26 protein-coding genes and 1 tRNA gene are annotated in these 26,088 nt (G+C 69.6%); 9 read left to right on the plus strand and 18 right to left on the minus strand.

The genetic code is table 11. The features are described 5' to 3' along the window. Position 1: 1 nt before the first annotated feature. Complete coding sequence (locus tag AB1285_RS07280) at positions 2-1,555, minus strand: carboxyl transferase domain-containing protein (protein ID WP_370428543.1); 1,554 nt, start codon at positions 1,553-1,555, stop codon at positions 2-4. 112 nt (positions 1,556-1,667) lie between these two features. Between AB1285_RS07280 and AB1285_RS07285 the strand changes: the two genes are divergently transcribed. After that, a complete protein-coding gene (locus AB1285_RS07285) occupies positions 1,668-2,270 on the plus strand; it encodes a TetR/AcrR family transcriptional regulator (RefSeq protein ID WP_370428542.1) in 603 nt (200 codons plus the stop codon). Here the strand turns inward: AB1285_RS07285 and AB1285_RS07290 are convergent. Genes AB1285_RS07290 through pdhA form a run of 3 tightly spaced genes read right to left on the minus strand, consistent with a single transcriptional unit; the run spans position 2,263 to position 5,767 of the window. Beyond that, entirely contained in the window at positions 2,263-3,642 is a 1,380-nt protein-coding gene (locus tag AB1285_RS07290) for a dihydrolipoamide acetyltransferase family protein (protein WP_370428541.1), read from the minus strand. The genes AB1285_RS07285 and AB1285_RS07290 overlap by 8 nt on opposite strands. Next, positions 3,639-4,649: an alpha-ketoacid dehydrogenase subunit beta gene (locus AB1285_RS07295; protein WP_259951546.1), complete on the minus strand. Its 1,011-nt coding sequence runs from the start codon at positions 4,647-4,649 to the stop codon at positions 3,639-3,641. The genes AB1285_RS07290 and AB1285_RS07295 overlap by 4 nt, the downstream gene beginning before the upstream one ends. Positions 4,650-4,651: 2 nt before the next feature. Continuing rightward, a complete protein-coding gene (gene pdhA, locus AB1285_RS07300; protein ID WP_370428570.1) occupies positions 4,652-5,767 on the minus strand; it encodes a pyruvate dehydrogenase (acetyl-transferring) E1 component subunit alpha in 1,116 nt (371 codons plus the stop codon). 171 nt (positions 5,768-5,938) lie between these two features. On the opposite strand from pdhA, the gene AB1285_RS07305 reads away from it, so the two are divergent. Further along, on the plus strand, positions 5,939-6,412 hold the full coding sequence (locus tag AB1285_RS07305; protein ID WP_025103414.1) for an Lrp/AsnC family transcriptional regulator: 474 nt from the start codon (positions 5,939-5,941) through the stop codon (positions 6,410-6,412). On the opposite strand, the gene AB1285_RS07310 is transcribed toward AB1285_RS07305, so the two are convergent. Beyond that, positions 6,384-7,283 (minus strand): alpha/beta fold hydrolase, encoded by a 900-nt coding sequence (locus AB1285_RS07310; RefSeq protein WP_280566270.1) that lies wholly within the window; start codon positions 7,281-7,283, stop codon positions 6,384-6,386. The two genes, AB1285_RS07305 and AB1285_RS07310, sit on opposite strands and share 29 nt — an antisense overlap. Positions 7,284-7,417: 134 nt before the next feature. Here AB1285_RS07310 and AB1285_RS07315 point away from each other — a divergent pair, with 134 nt between their 5' ends. Together AB1285_RS07315 and AB1285_RS07320 are read left to right on the plus strand one after the other, a co-directional pair. Then, positions 7,418-8,332, plus strand: a complete 915-nt coding sequence (locus AB1285_RS07315) for a helix-turn-helix transcriptional regulator (protein ID WP_268776336.1) — start codon at positions 7,418-7,420, stop codon at positions 8,330-8,332. Positions 8,333-8,516: 184 nt separating this feature from the next. Beyond that, entirely contained in the window at positions 8,517-8,834 is a 318-nt protein-coding gene (locus AB1285_RS07320; RefSeq protein WP_060921991.1) for a hypothetical protein, read from the plus strand. 53 nt (positions 8,835-8,887) lie between these two features. Here the strand turns inward: AB1285_RS07320 and AB1285_RS07325 are convergent, their stop codons facing one another. The 8 genes from AB1285_RS07325 to AB1285_RS07360 form a co-directional block, all read right to left on the minus strand. Continuing rightward, positions 8,888-9,148, minus strand: a complete 261-nt coding sequence (locus tag AB1285_RS07325) for a DUF6458 family protein (protein WP_187664041.1) — start codon at positions 9,146-9,148, stop codon at positions 8,888-8,890. 104 nt (positions 9,149-9,252) lie between these two features. Beyond that, on the minus strand, positions 9,253-9,801 hold the full coding sequence (locus AB1285_RS07330; protein ID WP_370428540.1) for a hypothetical protein: 549 nt from the start codon (positions 9,799-9,801) through the stop codon (positions 9,253-9,255). Continuing rightward, positions 9,798-10,463, minus strand: a complete 666-nt coding sequence (locus AB1285_RS07335; protein WP_370428539.1) for a globin domain-containing protein — start codon at positions 10,461-10,463, stop codon at positions 9,798-9,800. Before AB1285_RS07335 ends, AB1285_RS07330 begins: the two co-directional genes overlap by 4 nt. A gap of 92 nt (positions 10,464-10,555) precedes the next feature. Further along, positions 10,556-11,062, minus strand: coding sequence for a hypothetical protein (locus AB1285_RS07340; RefSeq protein ID WP_366236650.1), 507 nt, complete (start codon positions 11,060-11,062; stop codon positions 10,556-10,558). A gap of 147 nt (positions 11,063-11,209) precedes the next feature. Further along, entirely contained in the window at positions 11,210-12,973 is a 1,764-nt protein-coding gene (locus tag AB1285_RS07345; protein WP_370428538.1) for a DUF5979 domain-containing protein, read from the minus strand. Positions 12,974-13,279: 306 nt separating this feature from the next. Continuing rightward, positions 13,280-13,792 carry a DoxX family protein gene (locus AB1285_RS07350; RefSeq protein WP_259951551.1) on the minus strand — a complete coding sequence of 171 codons (513 nt, stop codon included), beginning with the start codon at positions 13,790-13,792 and terminating at the stop codon, positions 13,280-13,282. 94 nt (positions 13,793-13,886) lie between these two features. After that, positions 13,887-13,960, minus strand: a tRNA-Ile gene (locus AB1285_RS07355). 28 nt (positions 13,961-13,988) lie between these two features. Continuing rightward, complete coding sequence (locus tag AB1285_RS07360) at positions 13,989-14,525, minus strand: gamma carbonic anhydrase family protein (RefSeq protein ID WP_370428537.1); 537 nt, start codon at positions 14,523-14,525, stop codon at positions 13,989-13,991. Between the two features lie 129 nt (positions 14,526-14,654). Between AB1285_RS07360 and AB1285_RS07365 the strand changes: the two genes are divergently transcribed. Next, positions 14,655-15,140: a Dps family protein gene (locus tag AB1285_RS07365; protein ID WP_025103404.1), complete on the plus strand. Its 486-nt coding sequence runs from the start codon at positions 14,655-14,657 to the stop codon at positions 15,138-15,140. A gap of 63 nt (positions 15,141-15,203) precedes the next feature. Here the strand turns inward: AB1285_RS07365 and AB1285_RS07370 are convergent, their stop codons facing one another. The 5 genes from AB1285_RS07370 to AB1285_RS07390 are packed head-to-tail and all read right to left on the minus strand — an operon-like array spanning position 15,204 to position 20,081. Then, positions 15,204-16,700 (minus strand): amidohydrolase, encoded by a 1,497-nt coding sequence (locus AB1285_RS07370; protein WP_370428536.1) that lies wholly within the window; start codon positions 16,698-16,700, stop codon positions 15,204-15,206. Beyond that, on the minus strand, positions 16,697-17,338 hold the full coding sequence (locus AB1285_RS07375) for an FMN-binding negative transcriptional regulator (RefSeq protein WP_370428535.1): 642 nt from the start codon (positions 17,336-17,338) through the stop codon (positions 16,697-16,699). The genes AB1285_RS07370 and AB1285_RS07375 overlap by 4 nt, the downstream gene beginning before the upstream one ends. Before the next feature lie 42 nt (positions 17,339-17,380). Then, complete coding sequence (locus tag AB1285_RS07380) at positions 17,381-18,379, minus strand: Fpg/Nei family DNA glycosylase (protein WP_370428534.1); 999 nt, start codon at positions 18,377-18,379, stop codon at positions 17,381-17,383. A 1-nt stretch (position 18,380) separates the two neighbouring features. Continuing rightward, positions 18,381-18,866: a ribose-5-phosphate isomerase gene (locus AB1285_RS07385; RefSeq protein WP_060922011.1), complete on the minus strand. Its 486-nt coding sequence runs from the start codon at positions 18,864-18,866 to the stop codon at positions 18,381-18,383. A gap of 30 nt (positions 18,867-18,896) precedes the next feature. Next, positions 18,897-20,081: a ferrochelatase gene (locus AB1285_RS07390; RefSeq protein WP_268776343.1), complete on the minus strand. Its 1,185-nt coding sequence runs from the start codon at positions 20,079-20,081 to the stop codon at positions 18,897-18,899. A 170-nt stretch (positions 20,082-20,251) separates the two neighbouring features. Between AB1285_RS07390 and pepN the strand changes: the two genes are divergently transcribed. From pepN to AB1285_RS07410, 4 genes are all read left to right on the plus strand, one after another. Continuing rightward, the gene (pepN, locus tag AB1285_RS07395; RefSeq protein ID WP_370428533.1) at positions 20,252-22,804 is read left to right on the plus strand and encodes an aminopeptidase N; all 2,553 of its coding nucleotides are present in this window, start codon (positions 20,252-20,254) and stop codon (positions 22,802-22,804) included. An 80-nt stretch (positions 22,805-22,884) separates the two neighbouring features. Then, on the plus strand, positions 22,885-23,961 hold the full coding sequence (locus AB1285_RS07400) for a mechanosensitive ion channel family protein (protein ID WP_370428532.1): 1,077 nt from the start codon (positions 22,885-22,887) through the stop codon (positions 23,959-23,961). Beyond that, on the plus strand, positions 23,958-24,407 hold the full coding sequence (locus AB1285_RS07405; RefSeq protein WP_370428531.1) for a globin: 450 nt from the start codon (positions 23,958-23,960) through the stop codon (positions 24,405-24,407). The genes AB1285_RS07400 and AB1285_RS07405 overlap by 4 nt, the downstream gene beginning before the upstream one ends. Continuing rightward, positions 24,404-26,068 (plus strand): FAD-binding dehydrogenase, encoded by a 1,665-nt coding sequence (locus AB1285_RS07410; protein WP_370428530.1) that lies wholly within the window; start codon positions 24,404-24,406, stop codon positions 26,066-26,068. The genes AB1285_RS07405 and AB1285_RS07410 overlap by 4 nt, the downstream gene beginning before the upstream one ends. Positions 26,069-26,088: the final 20 nt, after the last annotated feature.

The raw sequence follows: 26,088 nt of genomic DNA on the forward strand, positions 1-26,088 counted from the left end.
CTCACATCCGGAAGACGCCGAAGCGCGGCTCGGGCAGGGGGCTGCGGGCGACGACGTCCAGGGCGAGACCGAGGAGGTCACGGGTCTGCTCCGGGTCGACGATGCCGTCGTCCCACAGCCGTGCGGTCGCGTAGTACGGTTCGCCCTGCTCCTCGTACTGCGCCCGGATCGGCTCTTCGAACGCCGCACGCTCCTCCGCGGTCCACGACTCCCCGCGCGCCGCGAGCTGGTCGTCCTTCACCGTGGCGAGCACCGAGGCGGCCTGAGGCCCGCCCATCACCGAGATCCGGCTCGCCGGCCAGGTCCAGAGGAATCGCGGCGAGTAGGCGCGCCCGCACATCGAGTAGTTGCCCGCACCGAAGGAGCCGCCGATGATGACGGTGAGCTTGGGGACCCGGGTGGTCGCCACAGCCGTGACCATCTTGGCCCCGTCCTTCGCGATCCCTCCCGCCTCCGCATCGGAGCCGACCATGAACCCGGTGATGTTCTGCAGGAAGAGCAGTGGGACGCCGCGCTGATCGCAGAGCTCGATGAAGTGCGCGCCCTTGAGCGCCGACTCGCTGAACAGCACGCCGTTGTTCGCGACGATGCCCACGGGGTGGCCGTGCAGCCGCGCGAAACCCGTCACCAGTGTGGTGCCGTACTCGGCCTTGAACTCATGGAAGGTGTCGCCGTCGACGAGGCGTGCGATCACCTCGCGCACGTCGTACGCGGCGTTGACGTCCACGGGAACCACGTCGTACAGGGAGCCGATCTCCGCCGGGGCGCGACTCTCCCCGACGTTCCAGGCCGGGGCGAGCGGCGGCGGCAGCGTGGCCACGATGTCGCGGAGGATCTCCAGCGCGTGCTCGTCGTCGTCGGCGAGGTGATCCACGACGCCGCTGCGCCGGGCGTGCAGCTCCCCTCCGCCGAGCTCCTCCGCCGTGACGATCTCGCCGATGGCAGCCTTCACCAGAGGAGGCCCACCGAGGAAGATCGTGCCCTGTCCGCGGACGATGACGGTCTCGTCGCTCATCGCGGGAACGTAGGCGCCACCCGCCGTACACGATCCGAGGACCGCCGCGAGCTGCGGTATTCCCTGCGCGGACAGCCGGGCCTGGTTGAAGAATATGCGTCCGAAGTGCTCGCGGTCCGGGAAGACCTCGTCCTGTCGAGGAAGGAAGGCGCCGCCCGAGTCCACGAGGTAGAGGCACGGCAGACGGTTCTCGAGGGCGATCTCCTGCGCCCGCAGGTGCTTCTTCACGGTGAGCGGATAGTACGTTCCGCCTTTCACGGTGGCGTCGTTGCAGACGACCATGACGTGCCGGCCGTGGACCAGGCCGATGCCGGCGATGACACCGGCCCCCGGCGCCTCCCCGCCGTACAGACCGTCGGCCGCGAGCGGGGCGATCTCGAGGAACGGGCTGTCCTCGTCGAGGAGACGGGTGACGCGGTCGCGCGGGAGGAGCTTCCCGCGGGCGACATGTCGCTCGCGGGAGGCCGCAGGGCCACCCTGCGCTGCGGTCGCGAGACGGTCACGGAGCCGCTGGGCGAGCGCTTCCTGGCTTGCCGGCATCGTGACGTCCTCCTCGACCCACGTCGCGCCGGGCGGGGAACCTGGCGCGCTGCATGCATTCTCGGTTAGTGTTCACTAACCCGTTGATTCAGGTTAGCGAGGATTAACTGAGATGATAAGCCCCGCCACCGCCCGTGACCGCGCCAAGGCAGAACGCTCCGACGCCCTTCTGCATGCCGCGGCCCGGCTCTTCGCCGCGCGCGGGTACAGCGGGGTGAGCCTGGAGGACATCGGCGCCGCCGTCGGTGTGTCCGGGCCCGCGGTGTACCGCCACTTCGCCGGGAAGCAGGCCCTTCTGGGAGCGGTCCTGGTGAAGGTCAGCCAGGACCTCGTCGCGGGCGGACGACGCGAGTCCGAGGAGACGAGCGCACCCGACGAGCGCATGCGCGGGCTCATCCGCTTCCATGTGGAGTTCGCGCTCGGCAACGCCGAGGTCATCCAGGTGCAGGATCGCGATCTCGCCTTCCTCGACGAGGACGACCGCGCCGAGGTCCGCCGGTTGCAACGCGCCTATATCGAGCTCTGGATGGACGCACTCGCCGCGCTCGAGCGTCCGAAGCCGCTCGACCGCGACGAGCTACGGTTGCGCGTGCAGGCATGCTTCGGTCTCATCAACTCGACCCCGCACAGCACGCGAGCCGCGACGAGACGGCACACGGCCACCGCGACCGTGCTGGTCGCGATGGCCGAGGCTGCGCTGCGCGCCGCTAGCTGAGCAGCATCGCCCGTCCCGGATCCTCGAGGATGTCGGCCACGTCCTTGAGGAACGTCGCGCCCTCGGCCCCGTCGACGAGGCGATGATCGAAGGACAGGCTCAGCGTCATGAGCTGACGGAGTGCGATCTCACCGCGGTACTCCCACGGCTGCCGCCGCACCGCGCCGACCGCAAGGATCCCGGACTGCCCTGGCGGAAGGATCGGTGTTCCGGCCTCCACCCCGAACACCCCGATGTTCGACAGGGAGAACGTGCCCCCGGCGAGCTCGGCCGGGGAGGTCTTCCCCGCGCGAGCGGTATCCGCGAGCCGCCTGACCGCGGTCGACAGCTCCACCAGGTTCATCCGCTCCGCATCCCGGATCATCGGCACGATGAGACCCCGATCGGTCGCCGCGGCGATCCCCAGGTCGACATAACCGTAGTGGACGATCTCGCCGGACTCCTCGTCCCAGCGCGCATTCAGGCCCGGCGCCCGGCGCAGAGCGAGACAGACGGCCTTCGCGACGACGGCGAGTGGGCCGATCCGGTGTTCCGCAAGCGCTCGGTCCTCGCGGAGACGTGCCAGCATCTCCATGGTCGCGGTCACATCGACCGTGTGGAAGACCGTGACGTGCGGGGCGGTGAACGCGCTCTGCACCATCGCCGCTGCCGTGTGCTTGCGGACCCCGCGGATCGGGACGCGCGTCTCCCGCGGCCTCCCCTCCGCGCGCGGAAGGGTTCCGGATGCCGCGGTGGTCTCGCGCTCAGGCGTCCCGGCGGGCCGTGACGGCTCCGCTCCGATACGCTCCGCGTACGCATCCACGTCTGCCCTCGTGATCACGCGGTCACCGACTTCCGCGGCGACGAGGACGAGGTCGACGCCCCGTCGCTTGGCGTAGGCGCGCACCGGAGGGGTTGACCGTGGTCGCTCCAGAACGGGCTCGACCGCGACCGATGGCGTCGCGTCGTGCGGCGCTGCCTCGAGAACGGCGGTGTCGGCCGCCGAGGCCACCTGGGCGGCACTCCGGCGCCGCGCCCGGCGCGCGGGGCGTCCACTCGATGTCGGGGCGGCTCCGTAGCCCACGAGGTTCGGCTGCGCCTTCTCCGCGGAGGCCTCTTCCTCGCCACCGGACGGCGCCGCCGGAGGATCGTCCCCCTCGATGTCGAAGGCGATCAGCGGTGCTCCCACGGCGACGGTCTCTCCCGCGTCCGCGTGCAGGGTCGACACCGTGCCTTCATAGGGCGACGGCAGCTCGACGACGGCCTTGGCCGTCTCGACCTCCGCGAGGGTCTGATTCAGCGCGACGCTGTCGCCGGGCGCGACGAGCCACTGCACGACCTCCGCCTCGGTGAGTCCTTCGCCGAGGTCGGGGAGACGGAATTCGGCGATCATGCGTCCGCTCCCGTCAGGCTGTGCGGGCGATCCATCACGCGATCGACCGCATCGAGGATCCGGTCGAGATCCGGCAGGTGGTACTTCTCGAGCTTGGCAGGCGGGTACGGCACGTCATGCCCGGTGACTCGCAGCGGAGGGGATTCGAGGTACTCGAAGCAGAGCTCGGTCACGCTCGCGATGACCTCCGCGGCGAGGCCGGCTTCCCGGGAGGCCTCGTGCGCGACGACCACTCGTCCGGTCTTCCGCACCGAGGCGGCGATGGAGTCGTAGTCCACCGGAGAGAGCGATCGCAGGTCGATGACCTCCAGGGCGACGCCCTCGTCTTCCGCGGCCTCCGCCGCCTGCAGCGCGGTGCTCACCATGGCTCCGTAGGTGAGGACCGTGACGTCCGTCCCGGAGCGCACGACCCGGGCGAGTCCCATCGGCGGCGCATCCGCGAGCGGGGCCTCGAGGTCGACCTCGCCCTTGTGGTGATAGAGCCGCTTGGGCTCGAAGAACACGACGGGGTCGTCCGACGCAATCGCCTGCCGGAGGCTCCGATAGGCGTCCTCCGGGTTCGAGACGGCGACGACACGGAGGCCCGCCGTGTGGGCAAAGTAGGCCTCCGGCGACTCGGAATGATGCTCGGCGGCACCGATTCCGCCGGCCCACGGGATCCGGATCGTGATCGGCATCTTCACCCGCCCCTGGGTGCGGTAGTGCAGCTTGGCGACCTGCGAGACGATCTGGTCGAAGGCGGGGTAGACGAACCCGTCGAACTGGATCTCGACGACCGGGCGGTAGCCGCGGAACGCGAGACCGACGGCCGTGCCGACGATCCCGGACTCCGCGAGCGGTGTGTCGATGACCCTGGCCGCCCCGAACTCGTCGAGGAGGCCGTCGGTGATCCGGAAGACGCCGCCGAGCTTGCCGATGTCCTCGCCCAGGAGCACCACCTTCTCGTCGTCGCGCATCGCCTGACGGAGGCCGGCGCCCAGCGCCTTGCCGAGAGTGAGTTCGGTCATGGTCACGCCTCGCCCTCGAACGACGCGAGGTATGCCGCGTACTCGTCGCGCTGCCGTTCCAGGCCCGTGTGCGGCTCGGCATAGACGCCGTCGAACACCGCCAGCGGCGGACGGGTGACCATGCCGAGGCAGGTCGCGCGCATCTCCTTGGCGACCGCGTCCGCAGCCGCCTGCGTCTCGGCGAGATGCTCCTCGGTGAGGTCCCCGGTCGCACGGAGGTACGCCTCCAGTCGCGTGATGGGGTCGCGGCGGCGCCAGGACTCCAGCTCGGCCTCGTCCCGGTACCGGGTGGGGTCGTCCGCGGTGGTATGCGGGCCCATCCGATATGTCACGGCCTCGATGTAGGCCGGGCCCTTCCCGGAGCGCGCGTGGTCCAACGCCCAGCGCATCGCCGCCAGGCAGGCGAGGACGTCGTTCCCGTCCACACGGAGGCTCGGGATCCCGAACCCGGGCGCGCGCCCGGCGATCGGATACTGCGACTGCACGGCGACCGGCTCGGAGATGGCCCAGTGGTTGTTCTGACAGACGAAGACGACCGGCGCCTGATACGACGCGGCGAAGATCATCGCCTCGTTCACATCCCCCTGGCTGGTCGCCCCATCACCGAAGTAGGTCACGGCGACCTCCGATGCCTTCTCATGCTGGATGCCGAGCGCGTACCCGACCGCGTGCAGGGTCTGGGCGCCGATGATGATCTGCAACGGAGCGACGCGGAGGGCGGCGGGATCGTAGGCCGCCCCCTCTTCACCGCGCCACATCCGCACGAAGTCCCCCGGCTGCGCGCCGCGCGCGTAGATCACGCCGGTCTCCCGGTAGCTCGGGAAGACGTAGTCCTGCGGATCGAGCGCCCTGGCCGTACCGATCTGCGTGGCTTCCTGGCCCTGGCACGGCGCCCAGAGTCCCAGCTGCCCCTGACGCTGCAGGGCCACGCCCTCGGCATCGATGCGGCGGAGGATGACCATGTCGCGGTGCAGTGCCCGCAGCTGCGCGGCGTCGACATCGGTGACGAACGGGTCGAGGCGGTCATTGGCGACACGGGTTCCGTCCGGAGCGAGGATGCGCTCCGACAGCTCCAGATCCTGGGCGGTGTCCGCAATGGGGGTGGTCTGCGGCGACATCATCGTCCTCCTCGTCCCTGGCGGCCCTCGTGGGGCGACGCGCAATGGTGCCGGCGTCATCACCGGCATGGTCTGAGGGTACGTCCGGTGAACACCTCGCTCAAGCAACTCAGTCTGGATTGAGCATGTTGCTCATTTTTCTCCGGTCGCGTGCTGCTAGGGTTTGGCACTATGCCTGGACTGGACCGGATCGACCTGGAGCTTCTCGCCGCGCTCGCCGACGACCCGCGCGTGACCATCGTCGCTCTCGCCGAGCGCATGAGCCTGTCGCGGAACACCATCCAGGCGCGGATGGCGCGGTTGGAGCAGAGCGGCGTGTTCCTCTCCTACGAGCGCGCCTTCTCCCCCGATGTCCTGGGGTTCCCGCTGCAGGCGTTCGTCAGCATCGGCGTCCGCCAGACCGAGCTTCCCCGGATCATCAACGAGCTCGCGCGCATCCCGGAGGTCGTCCAGGCGCACGGCCTGAGCGGCTCCATCGACCTGTTGGCGCGCGTGGCATGCCGCGACGCGCGTCACCTGTTCGACACGGACGCCCGGATCCTCTCGATCGAGGGCGTGGAGCGCACGGAGACCTCGCTCGCGATGGGCGAGGTGATCCCGTTCCGGGTGGCCGGACTCATCGGCCTCGCGCGACGGGAATCCTGAGGAACCGACGGACCGCTCCGGCTGCCTCGGCCGGGGTCTCGTAGTGGATCAGGTGACCCACGTGCGCGATCTCGACGAGGGACGCGTCCGGGAAGAGAGTGACCAGCGCGCGCTCCGCCTCGATCGGGGTGATGTCGTCCTTCTGGGCGGCGATCAGGAGCGTGGGAACGTCGATCGACGGCGCGAACTCCCTGACGTCGTGGGAGACGCTCGCGACGAACGCGTCGTGCAGGACCTCCCGGTCGGAGAACCGCGAGAAGTAGGTGTCGTGCTGGTCGTGGATGAAGCGACGCAGCTCCGGATCCCGCGTCTTCGCCATGGTCACGCTCATGACACGGACGATCACCCGGTTGCGCAGGAGCGCGGTGCCGATCCGCGGCGGAAGCTTGGCACCGAGAGCGTAGTACAGCACCGCCAGTCGGGTCATGATGCCCTTCGGTCCCTCCAGCGCGGGCGCGCCGATGGGGTTCACGAGGATCAGCCGCGGGGTCTTCAGCCCTCCGGCGACGGCGGCGGCGGTCACGATGGAACCGAACGAATGGCCGAGGATCACGGCACCGGGTGCCGTGGCCGCCGTGAACTCGGTGAGCCATCCCGCGTACTCCGCCAGATCGTGGCGGCGACCGGGCAACGGCGCGGACTCCCCGAATCCCGGGAGGTCGGGAGCCAGCACCCGGAGTTCGGGCAGGAACGCCAGGACAGACTCGAGACCGTGGTGCTCGCCCCGGAAGCCGTGGACCGCGATGACGGTCGTCTCGGCGTCGTCCGGACCGTACGCCCAGTACGCCGTCGATCCGCCGCGGACCTCCACCTCATGGCGCTGCACCGGAATCCGGCTCAATCGCTCCGCATACGGGGAAGGCACACTCATGATCCGAGTCTACGAGGCCCCGACCGCGCGGCCCGCCCGCGGGCCCGCGGAGCATCCCCACCGTGCTGTCAGTGGCATGGGCTACTGTCCAAGAAGCCCCGGCCGCCCGGAAGAGGGCGCAGCAAGGAGTGTCGGTGCAGTTCACATCCACGGACATCGAGCAGGTGGAGACCACCTGGCAGCAATTCGTGCCCTCGGCGACCCTGCAGGACGTGGACCCGCGCCGGTTCCGCTTCGATTGGCGCTCGGTGGAGGCACCCTCGATGTCGCTGGTCCGTTACCAGCTCGCCGCCCAGGTGCACTCCCGCGCCGAGCCCGAGGATCAGCTGTTGGTGTGCCGCGTGGATGCCGCCGATGCCCGGATCTGGTCGGGGCGCCAGGGACTGGACGCCGCCCAGCCGTGGCTGACGGACGGCGTCCGCGTGGAAGCGAAATGGAATCAGGTGGCCCGGGTCCGGGCCCTCGTGTTCGATCGGACCGCAGCGCGCGACTCGATCAGGCAGATCACCGGCGACGACCGCCTCGAGCTCCGGGCCACCGGGCTCGCTCCGCATACGCGGGAGGACGGAGCGCGGTGGGAGCAGATGTTCTCCTATATCGACGGCTCGTTCGGACCGGACGGCGCCGCCCCTCTCATCGCCGCAGAACTCGAACGCCACGCCCTCCTGCTGACGATGTCGGCGTTCCCCACCACGTTCAGCGAGTCGCTGCACCGTCCCGCGCAGCGCTCTGCGGCACCGGCCTCGGTGCGTCGTGCCCTCGCGTACATCGAGGACAACGCACATCTGCCGATCACGGTCGACGACGTCGCCGCGGCCGCGTACATGTCCACGCGTGGCCTGCAGTATGCGTTCCGCCGCGCACTCGACATCACACCGAACGAGGCCCTGAGGCGTGCTCGGCTCGATGGCGCGCATCGGGATCTGCGTCACGGCAAGGGAGCCTCCGTGTCGGCCGTCGCCCGCCGATGGGGTTTCAGCAATGTCTCCCGGTTCGCCACCGCCTATCGCGAGGCGTACGGGAATCCGCCCGTCCTGGCGGCCCTGTGACGCCGGACTGACACCGCGCGCATACTCTGTTCGTGCCTGACGGCGAGTCCGGGCGATGCGCACGATGTCGTGCGCAAATTGGGTAGAGTCCAAGTATCCCCGGGAGCGGTCTGCCGTCTTCCCCCTGCACGTTCCGAAGGAGCGCCATGAACACCCCCGCCTCCCGCGCGAAGGTCGGCTGACGATGGGCAGCCTGTACTACGGCGACACCCAGACGCCGATCCAGATCGAAGACCGCGCACTCGCGCACCTCAAGGTCGTCATCGCCACCAAGCTGCGGCGCAACGAGAGCTTCACCCTCTCCTGGCGCCACCCCGAGGGCGACGCCCCCGGCCGCTCCACGCTGTGGCTGCACCCGTCCATCCCGCTCCGGTTCGTCTTCGACGAGGCCGAGACGCCCGAGCTGAGCCGTCGCTGGATCGAGGAACTCGCGCACTCCGCGAACTCGAGCGGAGGCATCACCCTCGTCGAGGAACATCTCGAAGGCGCAGACGTCGTCTGACGAGAAGGGCCGCGGGTTTCCCCGCGGCCCTTCTCGTTTCCGAATGAGTCAGCTCAGAGGCCCTCGTCCGAACTGGAGCTGACCGAACGCCGGGTCGTGGGCTCCCCCGTCGCCGGGTCGACGTACGTGCGCGACACGGTCTCCGTGCGACGTCGGCGGGCGAGCAGCACGATGCCGATGAGGAAGATGATCACGCCGGCACCCATGAGGATGTAGCCGACCATGTCCAGGTTGACCCACGGCACGTCGACGTTGATCGCGAACACGAGGATCGCTCCGATGACGAAGAGCGCGATTCCGCTGCCGATGCTCATTGTCTCTCCCGTTCCGCGGCGCGGTGCCGCTCTCGGGGAGCATGGCAGCACCTCATGGCGTCCAGGAGGGGCTTGACACGGCCACGCTCAGGTCTCCGGGACTCTCAGGCCGCGCCGGACTCCGGGCGCCGAGCCCAGAGGTCAGGGCCGAAGACCTCGTAGTCGATACGGTCCGGCACGATCCCGCGGGCCGTCAGTGCGCCCCGAACGGCTTGCATGAACGACAGCGGCCCGCAGAGGAAGACGCGTGCCGTCGGCGGAAGGTCGATGCCGGCGAGATCCATCCGGCCGGACCGCACCGACGGCCCCTCCTCCACGCCCGCGGTGTACCAGGTCAGGGCGCGGACGTCGCTCAGATGCTGCGCACGACCGCGCACGGCAGAGACGAGGGCGTGCGTGTCCGGCTCCCGGTCCACATGGAACAGGTGCACCGGCCGGTCGGGACGCCGCTGTGCGAGGTCGTCCACCATCGCCGCGACGGGAGTGATGCCGATTCCCGCCGAGATCAGGACCAGCGCGTCATCGGAGTCGTCGAGGAGCAGGTCGCCGGCGGGCTGGGAGACATCGAGTACCGTACCGACCTGCGCGTTCTCGTGCAGCCAGGTCGACACCTGACCGTCCGGTGCGCCGTCCACACCACGCACACGCTTCACGGTGACGCGCAGCGCTGCCCCGGGTGCAGACGAGGAGATCGTGTACTGCGGGGCTGGCGCGTGCCGTCCGGGAGGTCGACGGCGACGGCCACGTACTGCCCGGTCCGATGGGGCGCCCGCTGACCGTCCACCGGCTCCATGACGAGGGAGATGACGTCGCGGGCCTCCTCCACCCGCTCGATGACGCGGTGCGGCCGCCACGGGTGGTCCGGGTCTGTGCCCGCCTCCGCGTAAAGCCGCGCCTCCTCCGCGATGAGCGAGCAGCCGAAGAGCCAGTACACCTCATCCCACGCGGCGTGCACCGCCGGTGTGACCGCCTCGCCGAGGACCTCATCGACGGCGGCCAGGAGATAGCGGCCCACGATCGTGTACTGACGGGCCGACACCCCCAGCGAGACGTGGCGGTGGGCGATACGTCGCATCACCGGGGAGAAGTCCGGCGCGTCGGGATCGATGAGGTGGACGGCGAACGCCACGACGGACGCCGCCAGTGCCTTGGGCTGATCGCCCTGCGCCTGATGCGCGCGGTTGAAGACGTTCAACAGCTCCGGATGCGCCTCGAACATGCGCCGATAGAACAGGGTGGTGATCTCGTCGGCGTGAGAGGCGACGACGCCGGCGGTGGCGCGGACGATGGCTTCGGAATCCGTGGAGAGCTGCATGGCTGCCTTTCGGTCGGTGTCCGTTCAGCCTCTCGACGACGAGCGCGCCACGTCGCCGCGGATACCGTGGAAAACAGGACTCCGCCCCGCTTTCACCTCACGTAGCCGTAGGACTCGACCCGCGGGAACGCGAGGCCATCGCCTTCGCCCGTCCACACGCCGCTGAAGCGCAGCACGACATCGTCTCCGGCGTCGAGCGGCCCGTTCCACGTGACGGCGTTCTCCGCCGCGGAAGGGCGGCCGGAGGTCGCTTCCAGCGTCGACGCTGCCCAGGTCGAGTCGTCGAGGAGGCCGTCCAGGCGGAACGTGAGCGCGCTCTTCGTGGAGTCCACCTCGCCGTTGTTGAGGAACTGCATGGTGTACGTCACGGTGTCCCCCACCTGGGGATCGGTCGGGCTCATGTTGAACGTGTACTGGAAGAAGAGACAGGCAGGCCCGACGCGCTGCGCGAGAACGCCCGTGCTCAGCGGCTTCGACACGGCCGGGTCCGCAGGTGTCGCCTCCGCGTGAGCGGCGGGAGCGAGCGTCGCTCCACCGAGCGAAAGAGCGGCCGCGACGCCGAGGGCGGCAGAGGCACGGGCAATGAGCGTCTTGGTCATGAGAGATGCCTTTCTCCGACGCGCTGCGGCGTCGGCGTGGTCGTCGAGGGAAACTCCTCGACGACCACGAGACGCCGAATGGCACGATCGATCACGCGACGACGAAGAAGTCGTCGCGCGATCGATCTGCCCGGCCTCTCCTAGTCCTCAATCACCGACGCGACCCGCCACCCGATGGCGGACGCCGAGCGCTGTCAGTCCCGCAAGCAGCAGCAGCGCTCCCAGGGCGAACGGGCCGGCGGGTCCCTCGGATCCGGTCAAGGCGAGCTCACCACCCGGAGGGGGCGGCGGAGTGACGGCGGTCCCATTGGTGAGGACCACCCCGAGCGTCGCGTCTTCGGAGATCGTGAGCGTCGCGCCGTCGTCGCCGACGTCGACTCCTGCGCCGGTGAAGTGCGGGCTCTTCCACGTGACGCCCTCCACGGCGATCGGCGCCTTCTCGCGGAGCGTGACGACCGTTCCCGCCGGCAGATCCGCGAGTCCCTCGCTCTCGCCGGCACGGAGCGCGAGTTCACCGGTGACGGAACGCCCCGCGAGCTCGTACGAGTACTCCACGGTGAAGGTCTGGTGCGCAGGAACGAGGGAGGCCCCCGCCCCCGTGACCTTCTTGGTCACCGTGAAGCCCCCGACCGGCGGCGGCGTGACCGTCGTCGGGTTGGTGAGCGTCACCGCGACTGTCGTGCCCCGTGCGATGGTGACGGTCGCGCCGCCATCGGTGATCGCCACATCGGTGCCGGAGAAGACCGGCGCCTGCCAGGTCACGCCGTCGACGTCCGCAGGCGTGACCTCAGACAGGGTGACGACCGTGCCCACCGGCAGATCCTTCAGACCATCGGTCTGTCCGGATCGCAAGGCGAGCTCGCCCTCCACCGTCTGTCCTGCGCGCTGATACGAGTAGGCCACCCGGAACTCGCGATCGTCGGGCACCAGAGCCGCCCCCGGACCGCTGAGCTTCTTTGTCACCGTGAACGCGCCGACCGGAATCACCCCCTCGCCGTCTCCCCCACCCTGCGAGTAGATGACCGGCGTGCTCTCGGCGACCCACCGGGAGCCGGTCACGGTGTTGTGGAATGCATCACCGGGACGGACGTCGGCGGGCAGTGCGGTCTTGTACCGGAGCACGTAGATCGCGTCGGCGACGATCGGCGCGTCCACCGTCACCGTGAACGACTCGGAGCTGACCTCCGTGACGGTGAAGTCGCTGCCCGACTGCAGCCCGGTCGACACGGTGTACTTGCCTCCCGCCCAGTCCTTCGCGAGCACGTACGCCACGGTGACGGAGGCGGGATCGAGCACGAGGCCGGCCGTGAACGTGTCGCTGAGCGTCGGAGCCTCCCCGGCCAGCACGGAGGACGGGATGTTCACGCCCCACGCGATGTTCCGACCGTCGAGCGTCACGTCGCCCCACTTGGTCGGGGTCGTCGGCGCAGGGAACTCCGGGACCGGCCCGATCCCGCCGGGAACGTCGACCGGGACGACGGTTCCGCCTCCCGTCGTGAACGGGATCTCCGTCAGTGTGGTCTCCTCGTCCGCCCTGGCGCGGAAGTGCAGGGTGCCGCTGACGTCGGTGTGGCTGTCCACGTAGTCCGTGAGCGTGCACACGAGCTCACCGGTCGACACCTCGCACGTTCCGACGGTCTGGCCATCCGGCGCCGTCAGGGCGAAGGAATCCCGCACCCCGGTCAGGCTCGGGCTCGTCGGAAAGGCGAGGCGGAACGTGTCTCCCGCGGTCGCCGTGTCCGGCACTGCCCAGGTCGCTTCGAACGCGATCCGGTCCCAGACCTTGATCTGGTCGGTGGGTTCGGTGATGGTCAACGAGGTGATCCCCGCGACCTCCGCAGCGCGGGCCGTGGCCGGCGTCGCGATGACGGCCGCCAGGGCCGCCAGACAGATCGCGAGCAGAGCACCCACGAACGTCGTCAGGCGCGTTCCCCGCGCGCCCGATCTGATTGCATGCTGAATGACTGGCACTTTCGACTCCCCAGATGATCGATGAACTCGCGCATTTGGCTTCTTCCGCGCGAGTGATGTCCCCAGGAAGGGATGCAGAACGGCACGTTCTGTTACGCGGTTCGGCCGAACGGGTTTCTCGCGGCACACGCAATATGCCGTGATCCTGCGGAAAACGGCGTCATGAAACGGTCACCTCGTCATCTCTCCTGTGACGGATCGCTTCCCCTTCCGACGCGTCCGTCCGTCTGTAGAGGCATTCGCCGTCTACCTGGTGCCGGGGGCATCGTTGTCTCTCCCCGCTCCCGGCACCTCCTTTCGCAGCGCATCGATGCTCCACCGGTAGCGCTTCAGCCCCGCGAGCAGGATCGCGGCGGCCGTGAAGACGAAGACCGGGTATCGGAACGGCGCAAGCGGCCCGAGGAAGACGAGCATCGTCACGCCGAACGTCACCGTGAGCAGCGCGGCGACTCCCGCCGCGAGCCGGGTCCACAGCCCGACGGCCAGCAGCAGAGCGAGGATGGTCTCCAGAGCCGTCGCCAGCACGGCCGCCGTGTCCACCACCAGGTCGACGGGGACAGGGACGAGCTGCGCCGTGTACGCACGGAAGATCGTCCACGATCCCCACGACACGCCATCAGCCCCCGGGCCGCCGAGGAGCCCGAAGCGGTCGGCGACGGCGAGGGCGAAACTCGCCGCGATCGCGAGACGCAACGCGATCTGCCCCACGTCCTCGATCCGACGACGGGTCTCCGCGTTCGGCACACTCGTGGTCGTCATGGCTCCTGCTCCGATCCGGAGGCTGACGGGCGTCGAGACCTCCAGAGGAGAGACGGGAGAACGCGGCGACGATTACGACGGACGAGACGGGTAGTAGGGCGGGTCGGACTTGAACCGACGATCGTTGGGTTATGAGCCCACTGCCTTAACCAGCTTGGCCACCGCCCCGTACCGCCCAGCCTAGCGGGGCAGGGCCTTACGCTTCCGTTGCGCGGACGTGCGTCGCCGCGTGCTCCAGGTAGATCGCCGCGTTCGCCACCAGAGAGGCACGCTCGTCGTCCGACAGCGCCCTGCGCACCTTCGCGGGAACACCGGCGACCAGGGAACCCGGCGGCACCTCGGTCCCGCCGAGCACCACGGCTCCGCCGGCGATCAGGCAGCCCTCTCCGATCACGGCACCGCTGAGGACGACGGCCCCCATGCCGATGAGAGAGCCGTCACCGATCGTGCAGCCGTGCACCACCGCGTTATGGCCTATGGACACCCGTGAGCCGACGACGACGGGATGCCCGGCGTCGACGTGGATCGACACGTTGTCCTGGACGTTGCTGCCCGGACCGATGATGATGGGCGCCGAGTCACCGCGGAGCACGGCGTTGTACCAGACGCTCGCACCGGGTCCGAGGGAGACCGCGCCCACGATGCGGGCGCCGTCCGCGACGAAGGCCGTGTCGTCGAGCTCGGGGATGCGATCCGGGAGGGCGAGGATGGAAGCTCCGGCAGCGATGCTCATGAGGCGAGACTACCCTCACTCCCCCGGAATCACGCGGAAGTGAGTGGAGCCTCAGCTTCCTTGCGGAATGTCTGAGGCTGAGTAGCGTTGTACTCGTCAGTCAGAGAACTTCATTCGGAGGAGCACAAGATGAGCAAGGCCCAGACCGTTTCCACCACCGCCATCGACCCGACTGTCGCCGCCGGTGCGGCGCAGTTCCTCTCCCCCGTCGTCCTCGGTCTCCAGGCGCTGACCGTCAACGGCAAGCAGGCGCACTGGCACGTCCGCGGCGCCAACTTCGTCGGCGTGCACGAGCTGCTCGACACGATCGTCGCCCACGCCGGTGACTTCGCCGACACCGCCGCCGAGCGCATCGTCGCTCTGGGCCTCCCGATCGACGCGCGTGTGAACGCCGTCGCCGAGAAGGCCGGCGCCACCGGCGTTCCGGCCGGCTTCGCGCAGTCGGACGAGCTGATCCGCGCCGTGATCGCCGACATCGACGCGATCCTCGTCGATGTGAAGGCAGCTGTGGAAGGCCTCGACGAGGTCGACCTCACGAGCCAGGATGTGGCGATCGAGATCCAGCGCGGCCTCGAGAAGGACCGCTGGTTCCTCGTGTCGCACATCGCGGCCTGACACCACGCACGCGACGAAGGGCGGCTCCGATCCGGGGCCGCCCTTCGTCGTGTGCGCGCTGCCTCAGGCGACGTGCGTGAGGCGACCGCCGAGCAGCGTCATGGTGACGGGCATCGTCCGGAGCCCCGCCGCGTCAGCGGTGCGAGGGTCGCTCCCGAGGAGCACGATGTCCGCGCTCTGACCGGGACGGAGCGACGTGCGGACACTCGCTTCGAGGGCCTGATCCAGCGTCACCCGCTCCTCCGGATGCCAGGCAGCACGGTCGTCGTCGGTCCGCCAGACGGCCGCGGAGATCGCGTGCCAGGGGTCGAGCGGGGCGACCGGCGCGTCGGACCCGAAGCGCACCTCCGCGCCTGCCGCCCGTAGCGAGGCGAGCGGATAGCCGATGGCCGTCTGACCGGCCCAGTGGTACTCGACCAGGTCGCGGTCGTCCACCGCATGCTGGGGTTGGACGCTCGCGCGCACCCCGAGCCGGGCGAATCGAGCCAGATCCGCGTGCCGCACCAGTTGCGCGTGCTCCATCGACCCCGTGGCACCGGAAGCGCCGAAGGCGTCGAGGGCCGCCGTCACGGCGCGATCGCCGATCGCGTGCACGGCGACCTCGATCCCGGCTCCCGCCGCCGTGGTCAGCAGCGCCGTGAGTTCGTCCGGAGGTACAGTCAGCACCCCGTAGTTCGCGGAGTCGCCGGGGTAGGAGTGTGAGCACGCCGCGGTACGGGTGCCGAGCGAGCCGTCGCTGATGACCTTCAACGACCCGACCCGCACGAGGGATCCGACCAGCCCGGTCGGATCCGACACCGCGAGGCGCTCCCCTGTCCGGAGGCCCGCGGTGATCGCCCGATCGAGATCCGCCCGATAGAACGCGAACTCGACACGGTGCGCGGCGAAGCCCGCGAGGATCCGTCGCGGCCAGGCATCGGCGTTCCACGCCATGTCGAAGTCGACCAGACCGGTCACGCCACGCGCTGCGGCCGCCGCCCCCGCACGGGTGACCGCCTCATCGCTGTGGGCAGGGTCGACGGCATTCAGGCGGCGGGAGATCTCGAACGCGTCCTCCTCGCGGAGCAGACCGTCGTCCCCGCGGAAGCCCTCGCGCGCCAAGGCCGCCGAGTTCAGCCAGACGCTGTGCACGTCCGCGTTGATCAGGTAGGTCGGCACGACGCCGGTTTCGGCATCGAGCGCGGCCACGGATGGCCGATCAGGCCACAGCGCGTCCCGGAACCCCGTGCCGATCCGTCTTCCATCGGGGAGGACCGGAGCGCCGCGCATCAGTCTCGCGGCCGCTGCGGCCGAGTCCGCCTCGTCCAAGGGCACGCGCTCCGCCGCCAGAGCCCACTGCACGGTGTGCACGTGGTTGTCCCACAGCCCGGGGACCGCCCAGGCACCGTCGGCCTGGATGACCTCGCCGCGCGCCGGCAGGGCACCGGTCGGCGCGATGTCGACGATGCGTCCGTGGGCGAGGTGGAGGTCGACCGGCTCATCGTCCAGCAGGAACTCCCGCCCCGGACCCACGGGGCGGACGGCACGGACCGTTCCGACCTCGACTCCGAGTACGCTCACGCCCCGCCACCCGCCCGTGCGTCCTGTGCACGACGCATCTCCGCGGCGAGGGCCGCGTTCTCATACGGCCCTTCGGCGTGCAGCGCCGCGATCACCGCCTCGATGGTCTCCGCCGACTTGTTCTGGCTCAGCTTCCGCTTGGCGACGACCTTCGTCGGGGTGAGGCGGAAGCCGACCGTTCCGGATTCGAGTCTCTCGATGAAGCCCGCGTCGTTCGGACGCTCCCACATCAGGCGCGGGTCGGGCAGGCGCGACTCGAACCGCGCGACGAGGGCATCGAGCACACGGAGGTTCTCCGCGGTGCTGAGGATCTCGGGAACGCCCGACAGGTGCACCGCGGTGTAGTTCCAGGTGGGGACCGCGGGGACGTCGCCGTACCAGCCCGGCGAGACGTACCCGTGCGGCCCTTGGAAGGCAAGCAGGATCTCCCGGTCCCCCAGACCGTGGATGGCGTCGTCCGGGCGGCCCACGTGCCCCACGACCGTCAGATCATCGCGGTCGTCGTCGAGGAGGACGGCATAGTGCGAGGCGACCAGACCATCCTCAGGCGCACTCACCACCGTCGCCCACGGGTTGGCGTCGATGACGCGGCGGATCTCGGCCACATCGGCGAGCGTGAAGCTCGGATTCTGTCGCATGGATCCCAGCCTAGAGCGGCGGAAGCCCCGGGGATCCCGCCCTCAGGCCTGACAGTGCGGGCACCAGTACAGCTTGCGGGCGCCGATCTCCTCCAGGGCGATCTCGGTCCCGCACACCCGGCACGGTAGGCCGGCGCGGTGGTAGACCCAGTGGCGGTCGTCGCGGCTGGCCATCGCGGCGCGGTACTGCTCAGGAGACAGTCCGTCCATGGTCATCATCTGACCGGTCTCCACACCGATGGCCAGCAGCCGCACCCAGTCGTGCCAGAGCGCCCTGACGACGTCCTCCGGGACGTCGCGGCCCGGCGTGTGCGGGTTCAGCCGCTGCCGGTAGAGCATCTCGGCGCGGTACACGTTGCCGATGCCGCTGACGACCGCCTGGTCCATCAGCAGCAGCGCGATCGGCGTGGGCTTCTTCCGCACGGCGCGGACGAACCGCTCCTCGTTCTCCGCCGGATCGCCGACGAGCGGATCGGGGCCGAGCTTGGCCACGGTCGCCAGCATCTCCTCCGGCGTCTGCAGCACGCACGCGGTGGGACCGCGCAGGTCGGCCACGGTGATGTCGGTCATGAGGCGCAGCCGCACCTGACCCACCACGGGCGGCGGCCATTCGTCGATCTCGTCGGTCAGGCCCTTGGTCTGCTCGGACATCCGCACGTGGACCCTGGCGCGCCGCGGGGCCCCGATCGAGGCGAGCGAGTTCTCCCCCGCGTCGTCGAGGATCGCCTCGTCGAGTGTGGTGCCGCGCTGATTGGTCTGCCCCATCCGTCCGTTGGCCGACGCGATGGTGGGATCGACGAGGATCTCCCCCGCGAAGTCCCACGCGCCGTAGAGGCCGAGGTGCACACGCAGCCAGAGGTTGCCCTCCGCCTCGAGGAACATCTGCTTGCCGACGGCCTGCACGCTCACGGCCTGGCGCCCGTCGAGCACGGCGGCGCCCTCGGCGAAACGTCCCTGCGGGCTGGACGCGCTCATCGTCTTGCCGACGAAGTTGCGATCGAACTGCCGCGCGATGCGGTGGACGGAATGTCCTTCGGGCATATCAGGCCCGAGGGTCCGGGAGGAGCGAGCCGTCCCGCTCGAAGTCGGCGATCTGGCCGATCCGGCGGACGTGACGCTCGTCGCCCGAGAACGGCGTCGCGATGAACCGGTCGATGAAGGCCGTGACCTCGTCGTAGGTGTGCTGGCGAGCTCCGATGGAGATGACGTTCGCGTCGTTGTGCTCGCGCGCGAGCTCGGCCGTGGACAGGTTCCAGACGAGGGCCGCGCGGACGCCGGCGACCTTGTTCGCCGCGATCTGCTCGCCGTTGCCGGAGCCGCCGAAGACGACGCCGAGCGCCGGCACCCCTGTCGCCTGATCGACGACGACGGCCTGCGCCGCCCGGATGCAGAAGGCGGGGTAGTCGTCGAGCGCGTCGTACTCCACCGGACCGTGGTCGATCACCTCGTGGCCCGCGGCGCGGAGGTGCTCCTGCAGCCGGGTCGAGAACTCGAGTCCGGCGTGATCGGTGGCGATGTGGATGCGCATGGTCTCCATCCTAGGATCCGGTGTCCCGACTCAGGGGGCGATGCCGGCCGCTGCGGGCTTGAACCCCGCGCGCACGTTCTCGCAGCACCCGGGACGGCAGACGTCGAACGCGCCGGGCAGATCGGTGACGTGCGGACGCTCCGCGTTCGGGCGACCCTGCAGGCGCTCCTCGATGAGGTCGACGATGCCCTCCACGAACGCCTCGCGGACGCCGGGCGTCGGCGTGCGGACGAAGGCGAGGCCCGCCTCCTCCGCGGCCTCGGCCGCTTCGGTGTCGAGATCCCAGAGGACCTCCATGTGGTCGCTCATGAAGCCGACGGGGACCACGATGACCGCCTTACGACCGCGCACCGGGAGCTCCGCGATCACGTCGCAGACATCGGGCTCCAGCCAGGGCTGCGACGCGGGGCCCGAACGGGACTGGTAGACGAGCTCCCAGGGCACATCGGCGGCTCCCGGGATGGCCGCCCGCACCTGCTCCATCGTCCACTCCGACACGGCGAGGTGCTGCGCGGCATAAGCCCCACCCTCGCCCCAGTCGATATCGCGGGCGCCGGAGCGCTCGGCGTCGGCCGTCGGGATGCTGTGCGTGGAGAAGAGGACCTGGATCTCGGTCGGCGCGAAGCCCTGGTCGAGATAGCCCTGCACCGACTCCCGCACGCCCGCCTCGAAGGCCTCGACGAAGCCGGGGTGGTCGTAGAAGGGACGGATCTTGTCGATGGTGACCGTCTCGCCGAGGCCGGTGTCCGTCAGCACGCGAGCGAAGTCCTCGCGGTACTGTCGGCAGCTGGAGAACGAGCTGTACGCGCTCGTGGCGAAGGCGAGGAGGGTGGTGTGACCGTTCGCGGACGCCTCGGGCAGCACGTCCTCCAGGTACGGACCCCAGTTGCGGTTGCCCCAGTACACGGGGAGGTCGATCCCCCGGGCCACGAGCGCCTTCTCCAGCGCGTCCTTGAGCACACGGTTCTGGCCGTTGATCGGGCTCACCCCGCCGAAGTGACGGTAGTGGTGCGCGACCTCCTCCAGACGCTCATCCGGGATGCCCCGACCGCGCGTCACGTTCCGGAGGAAGGGGATCACGTCCTCCTGGCCCTCCGGGCCGCCGAAGCTCGCCAAGAGGATGGCGTCGTAGGCGACGGGCGTGGTCACATAGGGGTCGCCGCCGGCAGCGGCGGGCGAGGCAAAGGGAACGACATTCGGCTCGATCGCGGTCACCCCTCCATCTTCCCACCTCCGCGGACGACGAGCGTCCGCACGACCGTGACTATCCCCGGTCCGTGAGGATCGACGGTGCGCGCGTCGCTCTGGCGTAGGCTGTCATGGTTGCCGTCGGCGCCAACTGCGCCGACCCCCGGTTACATCCCCTCACCCCTGGGAGTACAGCTTTGCCTGGAGAGAACCTCACCCGAATCGAAGCGCAGGAGCGCCGCGACGTCGTCGACACGCACTCCTATGAGGTCGCCCTCGATCTGACCAAGGGCGCCGAGGTCTTCGGCTCCCGGAGCGTCGTGCGCTTCTCCGCGTCCCCCGACAGCTTCACCTTCATCGACCTCATCGCCCGCGACGTGCGCGAGATCTCGCTCAACGGAGAGCAGCTCGACCCGCGCGAGGTCTTCGCAGACTCCCGGATCGCGCTCGCCGGTCTGCAGGAGGAGAACGTCCTCGTCGTCGACGCCGACTGCCTCTACACCAACACCGGCGAGGGCCTGCACCGCTTCGTCGACCCGGTGGACGGCGAGGTGTACCTCTACTCGCAGTTCGAGGTGCCCGACTCCCGTCGCGTGTTCGCCGTCTTCGAGCAGCCCGACCTCAAGGCCACCTTCCAGTTCACGGTGACCGCTCCCGCGGAGTGGAAGGTCGTCTCCAACTCCCCCACGCCCGAGCCGATCGTCCACGACGACGGCGTCTCGGCCACCTGGGGCTTCGAGCCCACGCCCCGGATCTCCTCCTACATCACGGCTCTCGTCGCAGGACCGTACGAGGCCACCTTCTCGGAGCTCACCAGCGCGTCCGGCCGGGTGATCCCGCTCGGCGTCTACGGCCGCAAGAGCCTCTGGCAGCACCTCGACGCCGACTACATCTTCGACAAGACCCGAGAGGGCTTCGCCTACTTCGAGTCGAAGTTCGGCGTGCCGTACCCGTTCGCCAAGTACGACCAGCTCTTCGTGCCGGAGTTCAACGCCGGCGCCATGGAGAACGCGGGCGCCGTGACGTTCACCGAGACGTACGTCTTCCGCAGCAAGGTCACGGACGCCGTCAAGGAGCGTCGCGTCGTCACGATCCTGCACGAGCTCGCGCACATGTGGTTCGGCGACCTCGTCACCATGAAGTGGTGGAACGACCTCTGGCTGAACGAGTCGTTCGCCGAGTGGGCGTCCACCATCGCGACCGCCGAGGCGACGGAGTGGACTGAGGCCTGGACGACCTTCAACGCCATGGAGAAGACCTGGGCCTACCGCCAGGACCAGCTCCCCTCGACCCACCCGATCGTCGCCGAGATCAACGACCTCGAGGACGTGCAGGTGAACTTCGATGGGATCACCTACGCCAAGGGCGGCTCCGTCCTGAAGCAGCTCGCCGCGTGGGTCGGCATCGAGGCGTTCTTCGCCGGTGTCTCGCAGTACTTCCAGAAGCACTCCTGGGGTAACACCGAGCTCAGCGACCTGCTGTCCGAGCTGGAGGCCACGAGCGGTCGCGACCTCGGCACGTGGTCCAAGAAGTGGCTGGAGACGGCCGGCGTCAACACTCTCGAGCCGGTCGTGGCCGAGGACGACAACGGGAAGATCTCGCGCTTCGCCATCACTCAGACGGCTCCGGCCGACTACCCGACCATCCGTCCGCACCGTCTCGGCATCGGCTTCTACTCGCTGCAGGACGGCGCGCTCACGCGCACCCACCACATCGAGGTGGACGTGGACGGTGACCGCACCGAAGTGCCCGAGCTCCAGGGCCTGGCTCGCCCCGATCTCATCCTCCTCAACGACGACGACCTCGCGTACGCGAAGATCCGTCTCGACGAGAAGTCGCTCGCGACCGCGATCGCCCACCTCGCCGACATCCACGACCCCCTCGCCCGCTCGCTCGTGTGGGGTGCGGCCTGGGACCAGACCCGCGACGCGGAGACGCCCGCATCCGACTACATCGACCTCGTCCTCGGCAACATCGGTCGGGAGACCGAGTCCACCACGGTCCGGACCACGCTCGCGCAGCTGCGGACGGCCGCGACGCTCTACGTCGCTCCGGCGGAGCGCGAAACCGCACGGCTCAAGGTGGCCGACGGTCTCTGGGCGCTCGCCGAGTCGGCGGAGGCCGGCAGCGACAGCCAGCTCCAGTTCGTCACCGCCTTCGCGAACAACCTGGTGACGCCGGAGCACGCCGGCATCGTCGGCCGTCTGCGCTCGGGCGAGGAGACGCTCCCCGGACTCGACGTGGACGCCGACCTGAGCTGGCAGCTCCTCGTCGGCCTCGCGACGATCGGTGCGACCGACGCCGGTGCCATCGACGCCGCGCTGGCCGCCGACAACACGGCCAAGGGCGCGGAGTTCGCCGCGCAGGCGCGCGCGGCTCTTCCGGACGCCGCAGCGAAGCAGCAGGCCTGGGACGCGCTGATCGCGCGCGACGACGCCCCGAACACGATCGTCCGCTCCGCAGCCCTCGGTTTCGTCCACCCGGCGGGTACCGAGGTGCTCGGTGCCTTCGTGTCGCAGTACTTCGACATGCTCCTGCCGGTGTGGGAGTCGCGGACCTACCAGATCGCCCAGTACCTGGTCGTCGGGCTGTTCCCCACCGCGCTCGCGGACGTCGCCCTGCGCGACGCGACGCGCGGATGGCTCTCCGAGCACCAGGACGCGCCGCCCGCGCTGCGCCGTCTCGTTCTGGAGAACCTCGCGGACGTGGAGCGCGCTCTCGCAGCGCAGTCCCGCGACGCCGAGGACTGACCCTCCGCCACCGACACGACACGGGCCTCTGCCGCCGCTCTTCCAGCCGGCGCAGAGGCCCGCTCGGTACCATCGAGACGATGCTGATTTCCGCCGAGACGACCCCCGCGCCGATGCCCGCCGAACTCCCTCCGTGGGTGACCGAGATGCTCGCGGTGCTGACCACGGTCGGCGGCAAGCTCCTGCAGATCGCGATGATCATCGGCGCCTGCGTCCTCATCGCGCTCGTGCTGCGCCGGGTGATCACCCGGGTCGTGCACCGCATCGTGGACACCGCCAAGAACAAGGCTGCCGTCGACGACACCCAGGCGCTCGAACGCTCCCCGCTCGCGGACATGCGCCTGGTCCAGCGCACGCGCACGCTCGGCACCATCCTGCAGAACATCGTGAACGTGATGCTCGTCATCATCGCGATCATCCTCATCGTCAACGCGATCGACAACGCTCTCCTCGGATCGCTCACCCTCCTCACCGCAGCGGTCGGTGCCGGCCTGGGTTTCGGCGCCCAGAACATCGTCAAGGACGTCCTGAACGGGATCTTCCTCGTCGCCGAGGACCAGATCGGCATCGGAGACGTCGTCGACCTCGGGCTGGCGAGCGGCGTCGTCGAATACGTCAGCGTGCGCGTGACGCAGGTGCGTGACGTGAACGGGACCCTCTGGTACGTCCGCAACGGCGAGGTCACCCGCATCGGGAACATGTCGCAGGGCTGGGCGCGGGCGATCGTCGACATCGGTGTCGCCCCGGATTCCGACCTCGAGCAGGTCGAGCACATCCTTCTGGAGACCGCGCAGGGACTGGCGAAGGACCCGAAGTGGCGCACGCGCATCGTGGAGAAGCCGGAGCTGTGGGGCCTCGAGTCCATCGACGGGGATGCGCTCGTCGTCCGGGCCGTCATCAAGACCAGGGCGAACGCGCGGGACGACGTGGCACAGGAGCTCCGACGCCGCCTCCGGGCCGCTCTGCTGGAGAAGGAGATCGACGTGCCGCGTCTCGCGGACGTCGTGCCCACCGGACTGGAGGGTGCGCGCCGCGTCCGGGGCGCCAACCCGCCGAAGACGCGCCCCAACGCCGTCACCGGGGTGCCCGTCATCCCCGACCGCGGCATCTGGCGACGCAAGAAGAACACCAGCGGCGACGGGAGTGCAGACAAGTGACGTTCTACGACGAGGTCGGCGGCCGCGAGACGTTCGCGAAGATCGTCTCGGTGTTCTATCGCGAGGTCGCCCTCGATCCCGTGCTCAAGCCGATGTACCCGGAGGAAGACCTCGGTCCCGCGGAGGAGCGGCTGCTGCTGTTCCTCAAGCAGTACTGGGGCGGCCCGACCACCTACGGCGAGACCCGAGGGCACCCCCGGCTGCGGATGAGGCACATGCCGTTCCATGTGGATCCCGACGCACGCGATCGTTGGCTTCGTCACATGCGCACGGCTCTCGACGAGGCGCAGTTGTCCCCGTTGCACGAAACCACTCTCTGGGACTACCTGGAACGCGCCGCCTATGCCATGGTGAACACATTCGAGCCGTCCGGTATCGGTACGGCACCTCAGGGCCGCACGACCCTGGAGACCCGCTCCCGTCAGGAATCAACGGAGAACCCATGACGACGACACCCCCGACCGCAGACGTCCTGGTGATCGGTTGGGGGTTGGCGGGTCTCGTGGCCGCCGCGGAAGCCCTCGAGGCCGGACGTCGGGTCTTCATCGTCGACCAGGAGCCCCGCACGAACCTCGGCGGGCAGGCGTGGTGGTCGTTCGGCGGCCTGTTCCTCGTGGACTCCCCGGAGCAGCGCCGCCTCGGCATCAGCGACTCGCTCGAGCTCGCGACCCAGGACTGGTTCGGTACCGCGGGATTCGACCGGCCGGAGGACGAATGGCCACGGCGCTGGGCCGAGGCCTATCTGCAGTTCGCGGCCGGTGAGAAGCGCTCGTGGCTCCGCTCCCGCGGCGTCGGCTTCTTCCCGGTGGTCGGGTGGGCCGAGCGGGGCGGCTACGGCGCCCTCGGCCCCGGCAACTCGGTCCCTCGCTTCCACATCACGTGGGGCACCGGGCCGGGGATCGTCGCCCCGTTCGCGGCCGCCGTCGAGCAGGGTGAGCGCGAGGGACGACTCACCGTCCTCGCCAGACACCGCGTCGAGGAGCTCATCCTCACCGACGGACGCGTGACCGGCGCGCGCGGGAGCGTGCTGGCGTCGGATGGTGCCGCACGCGGCATCCCCTCCTCGCGCGAGGTCATCGGCGCCTTCGAGATCGACGCGACGGCGACGATCGTGGCCTCGGGGGGCATCGGCGGAAACCATGACCTCGTCCGCGCGGCCTGGCCCCCGCGCCTCGGCACTCCCCCGGCGCACATGCTCTCCGGCGTGCCCGCCTATGTCGACGGCTCGATGCAGGCCGTGAGCGCCACCGCCGGCGCCCGCCTCATCAACGGCGACCGGATGTGGCACTACGTGGAGGGCATCACGAACTGGAACCCGGTGTGGCCGCAGCACGGCATCCGCATCCTGCCAGGGCCGTCGTCGCTGTGGCTCGACGCGACCGGACACCGGCTCCCCGTTCCGCTCTTCCCCGGCTTCGACACCCTCGGCACGCTCGAGCACCTGCGGCGGACGGGCCACGACCACTCCTGGTTCGTGACCTCGCGGCAGATCGTGGAGAAGGAGTTCGCGCTGTCCGGCAGCGAGCAGAACCCCGACCTCACCGGCAAGGATGTGGCGCTGCTGCTCAAGTCCCGCCTCGCGAAGGGGCCGACGGGACCAGTGCAGTCATTCCTCGACGAGGGCGAGGACTTCATCGTCGAGAACGACCTGGAGTCGCTGCTGGAGCAGATGGCGGCTCATCCCGGCGGCGAGCTCCTGGACATCGATGCCGTGCGCCGGGAAGTGGTCGCTCGCGATCGCGAGATGGCGAACGACTTCAGCAAGGATGCGCAGATCGGCATGCTGCGCTCGATGCGGGCCTATCGCGGGGACAAGCTCATCCGCACCGCGGCGCCGCACCGGCTGCAGGATCCCTCCGCAGGACCGCTGATCGCGGTCAAGCTGCACGTGCTGACCAGGAAGTCCCTCGGCGGGATCAACACGGATCTCGACGGTCGTGCCCTGGACGGAGGCGGCGCACCGATTCCTGGCCTCTTCGCCGCCGGTGAGGCCAGCGGCTTCGGCGGCGGGGGCGCGCACGGCTACCGCGCCCTGGAGGGGACATTCCTCGGCGGGTGCCTGTTCTCCGGCCGTCAGGCGGGACGCGCGGCGGCTGCCCTCGGCTGAACCGGCACTGTTCCCCTGGT

This window comes from Microbacterium sp. NRRL B-14842 (assembly GCF_050470785.1).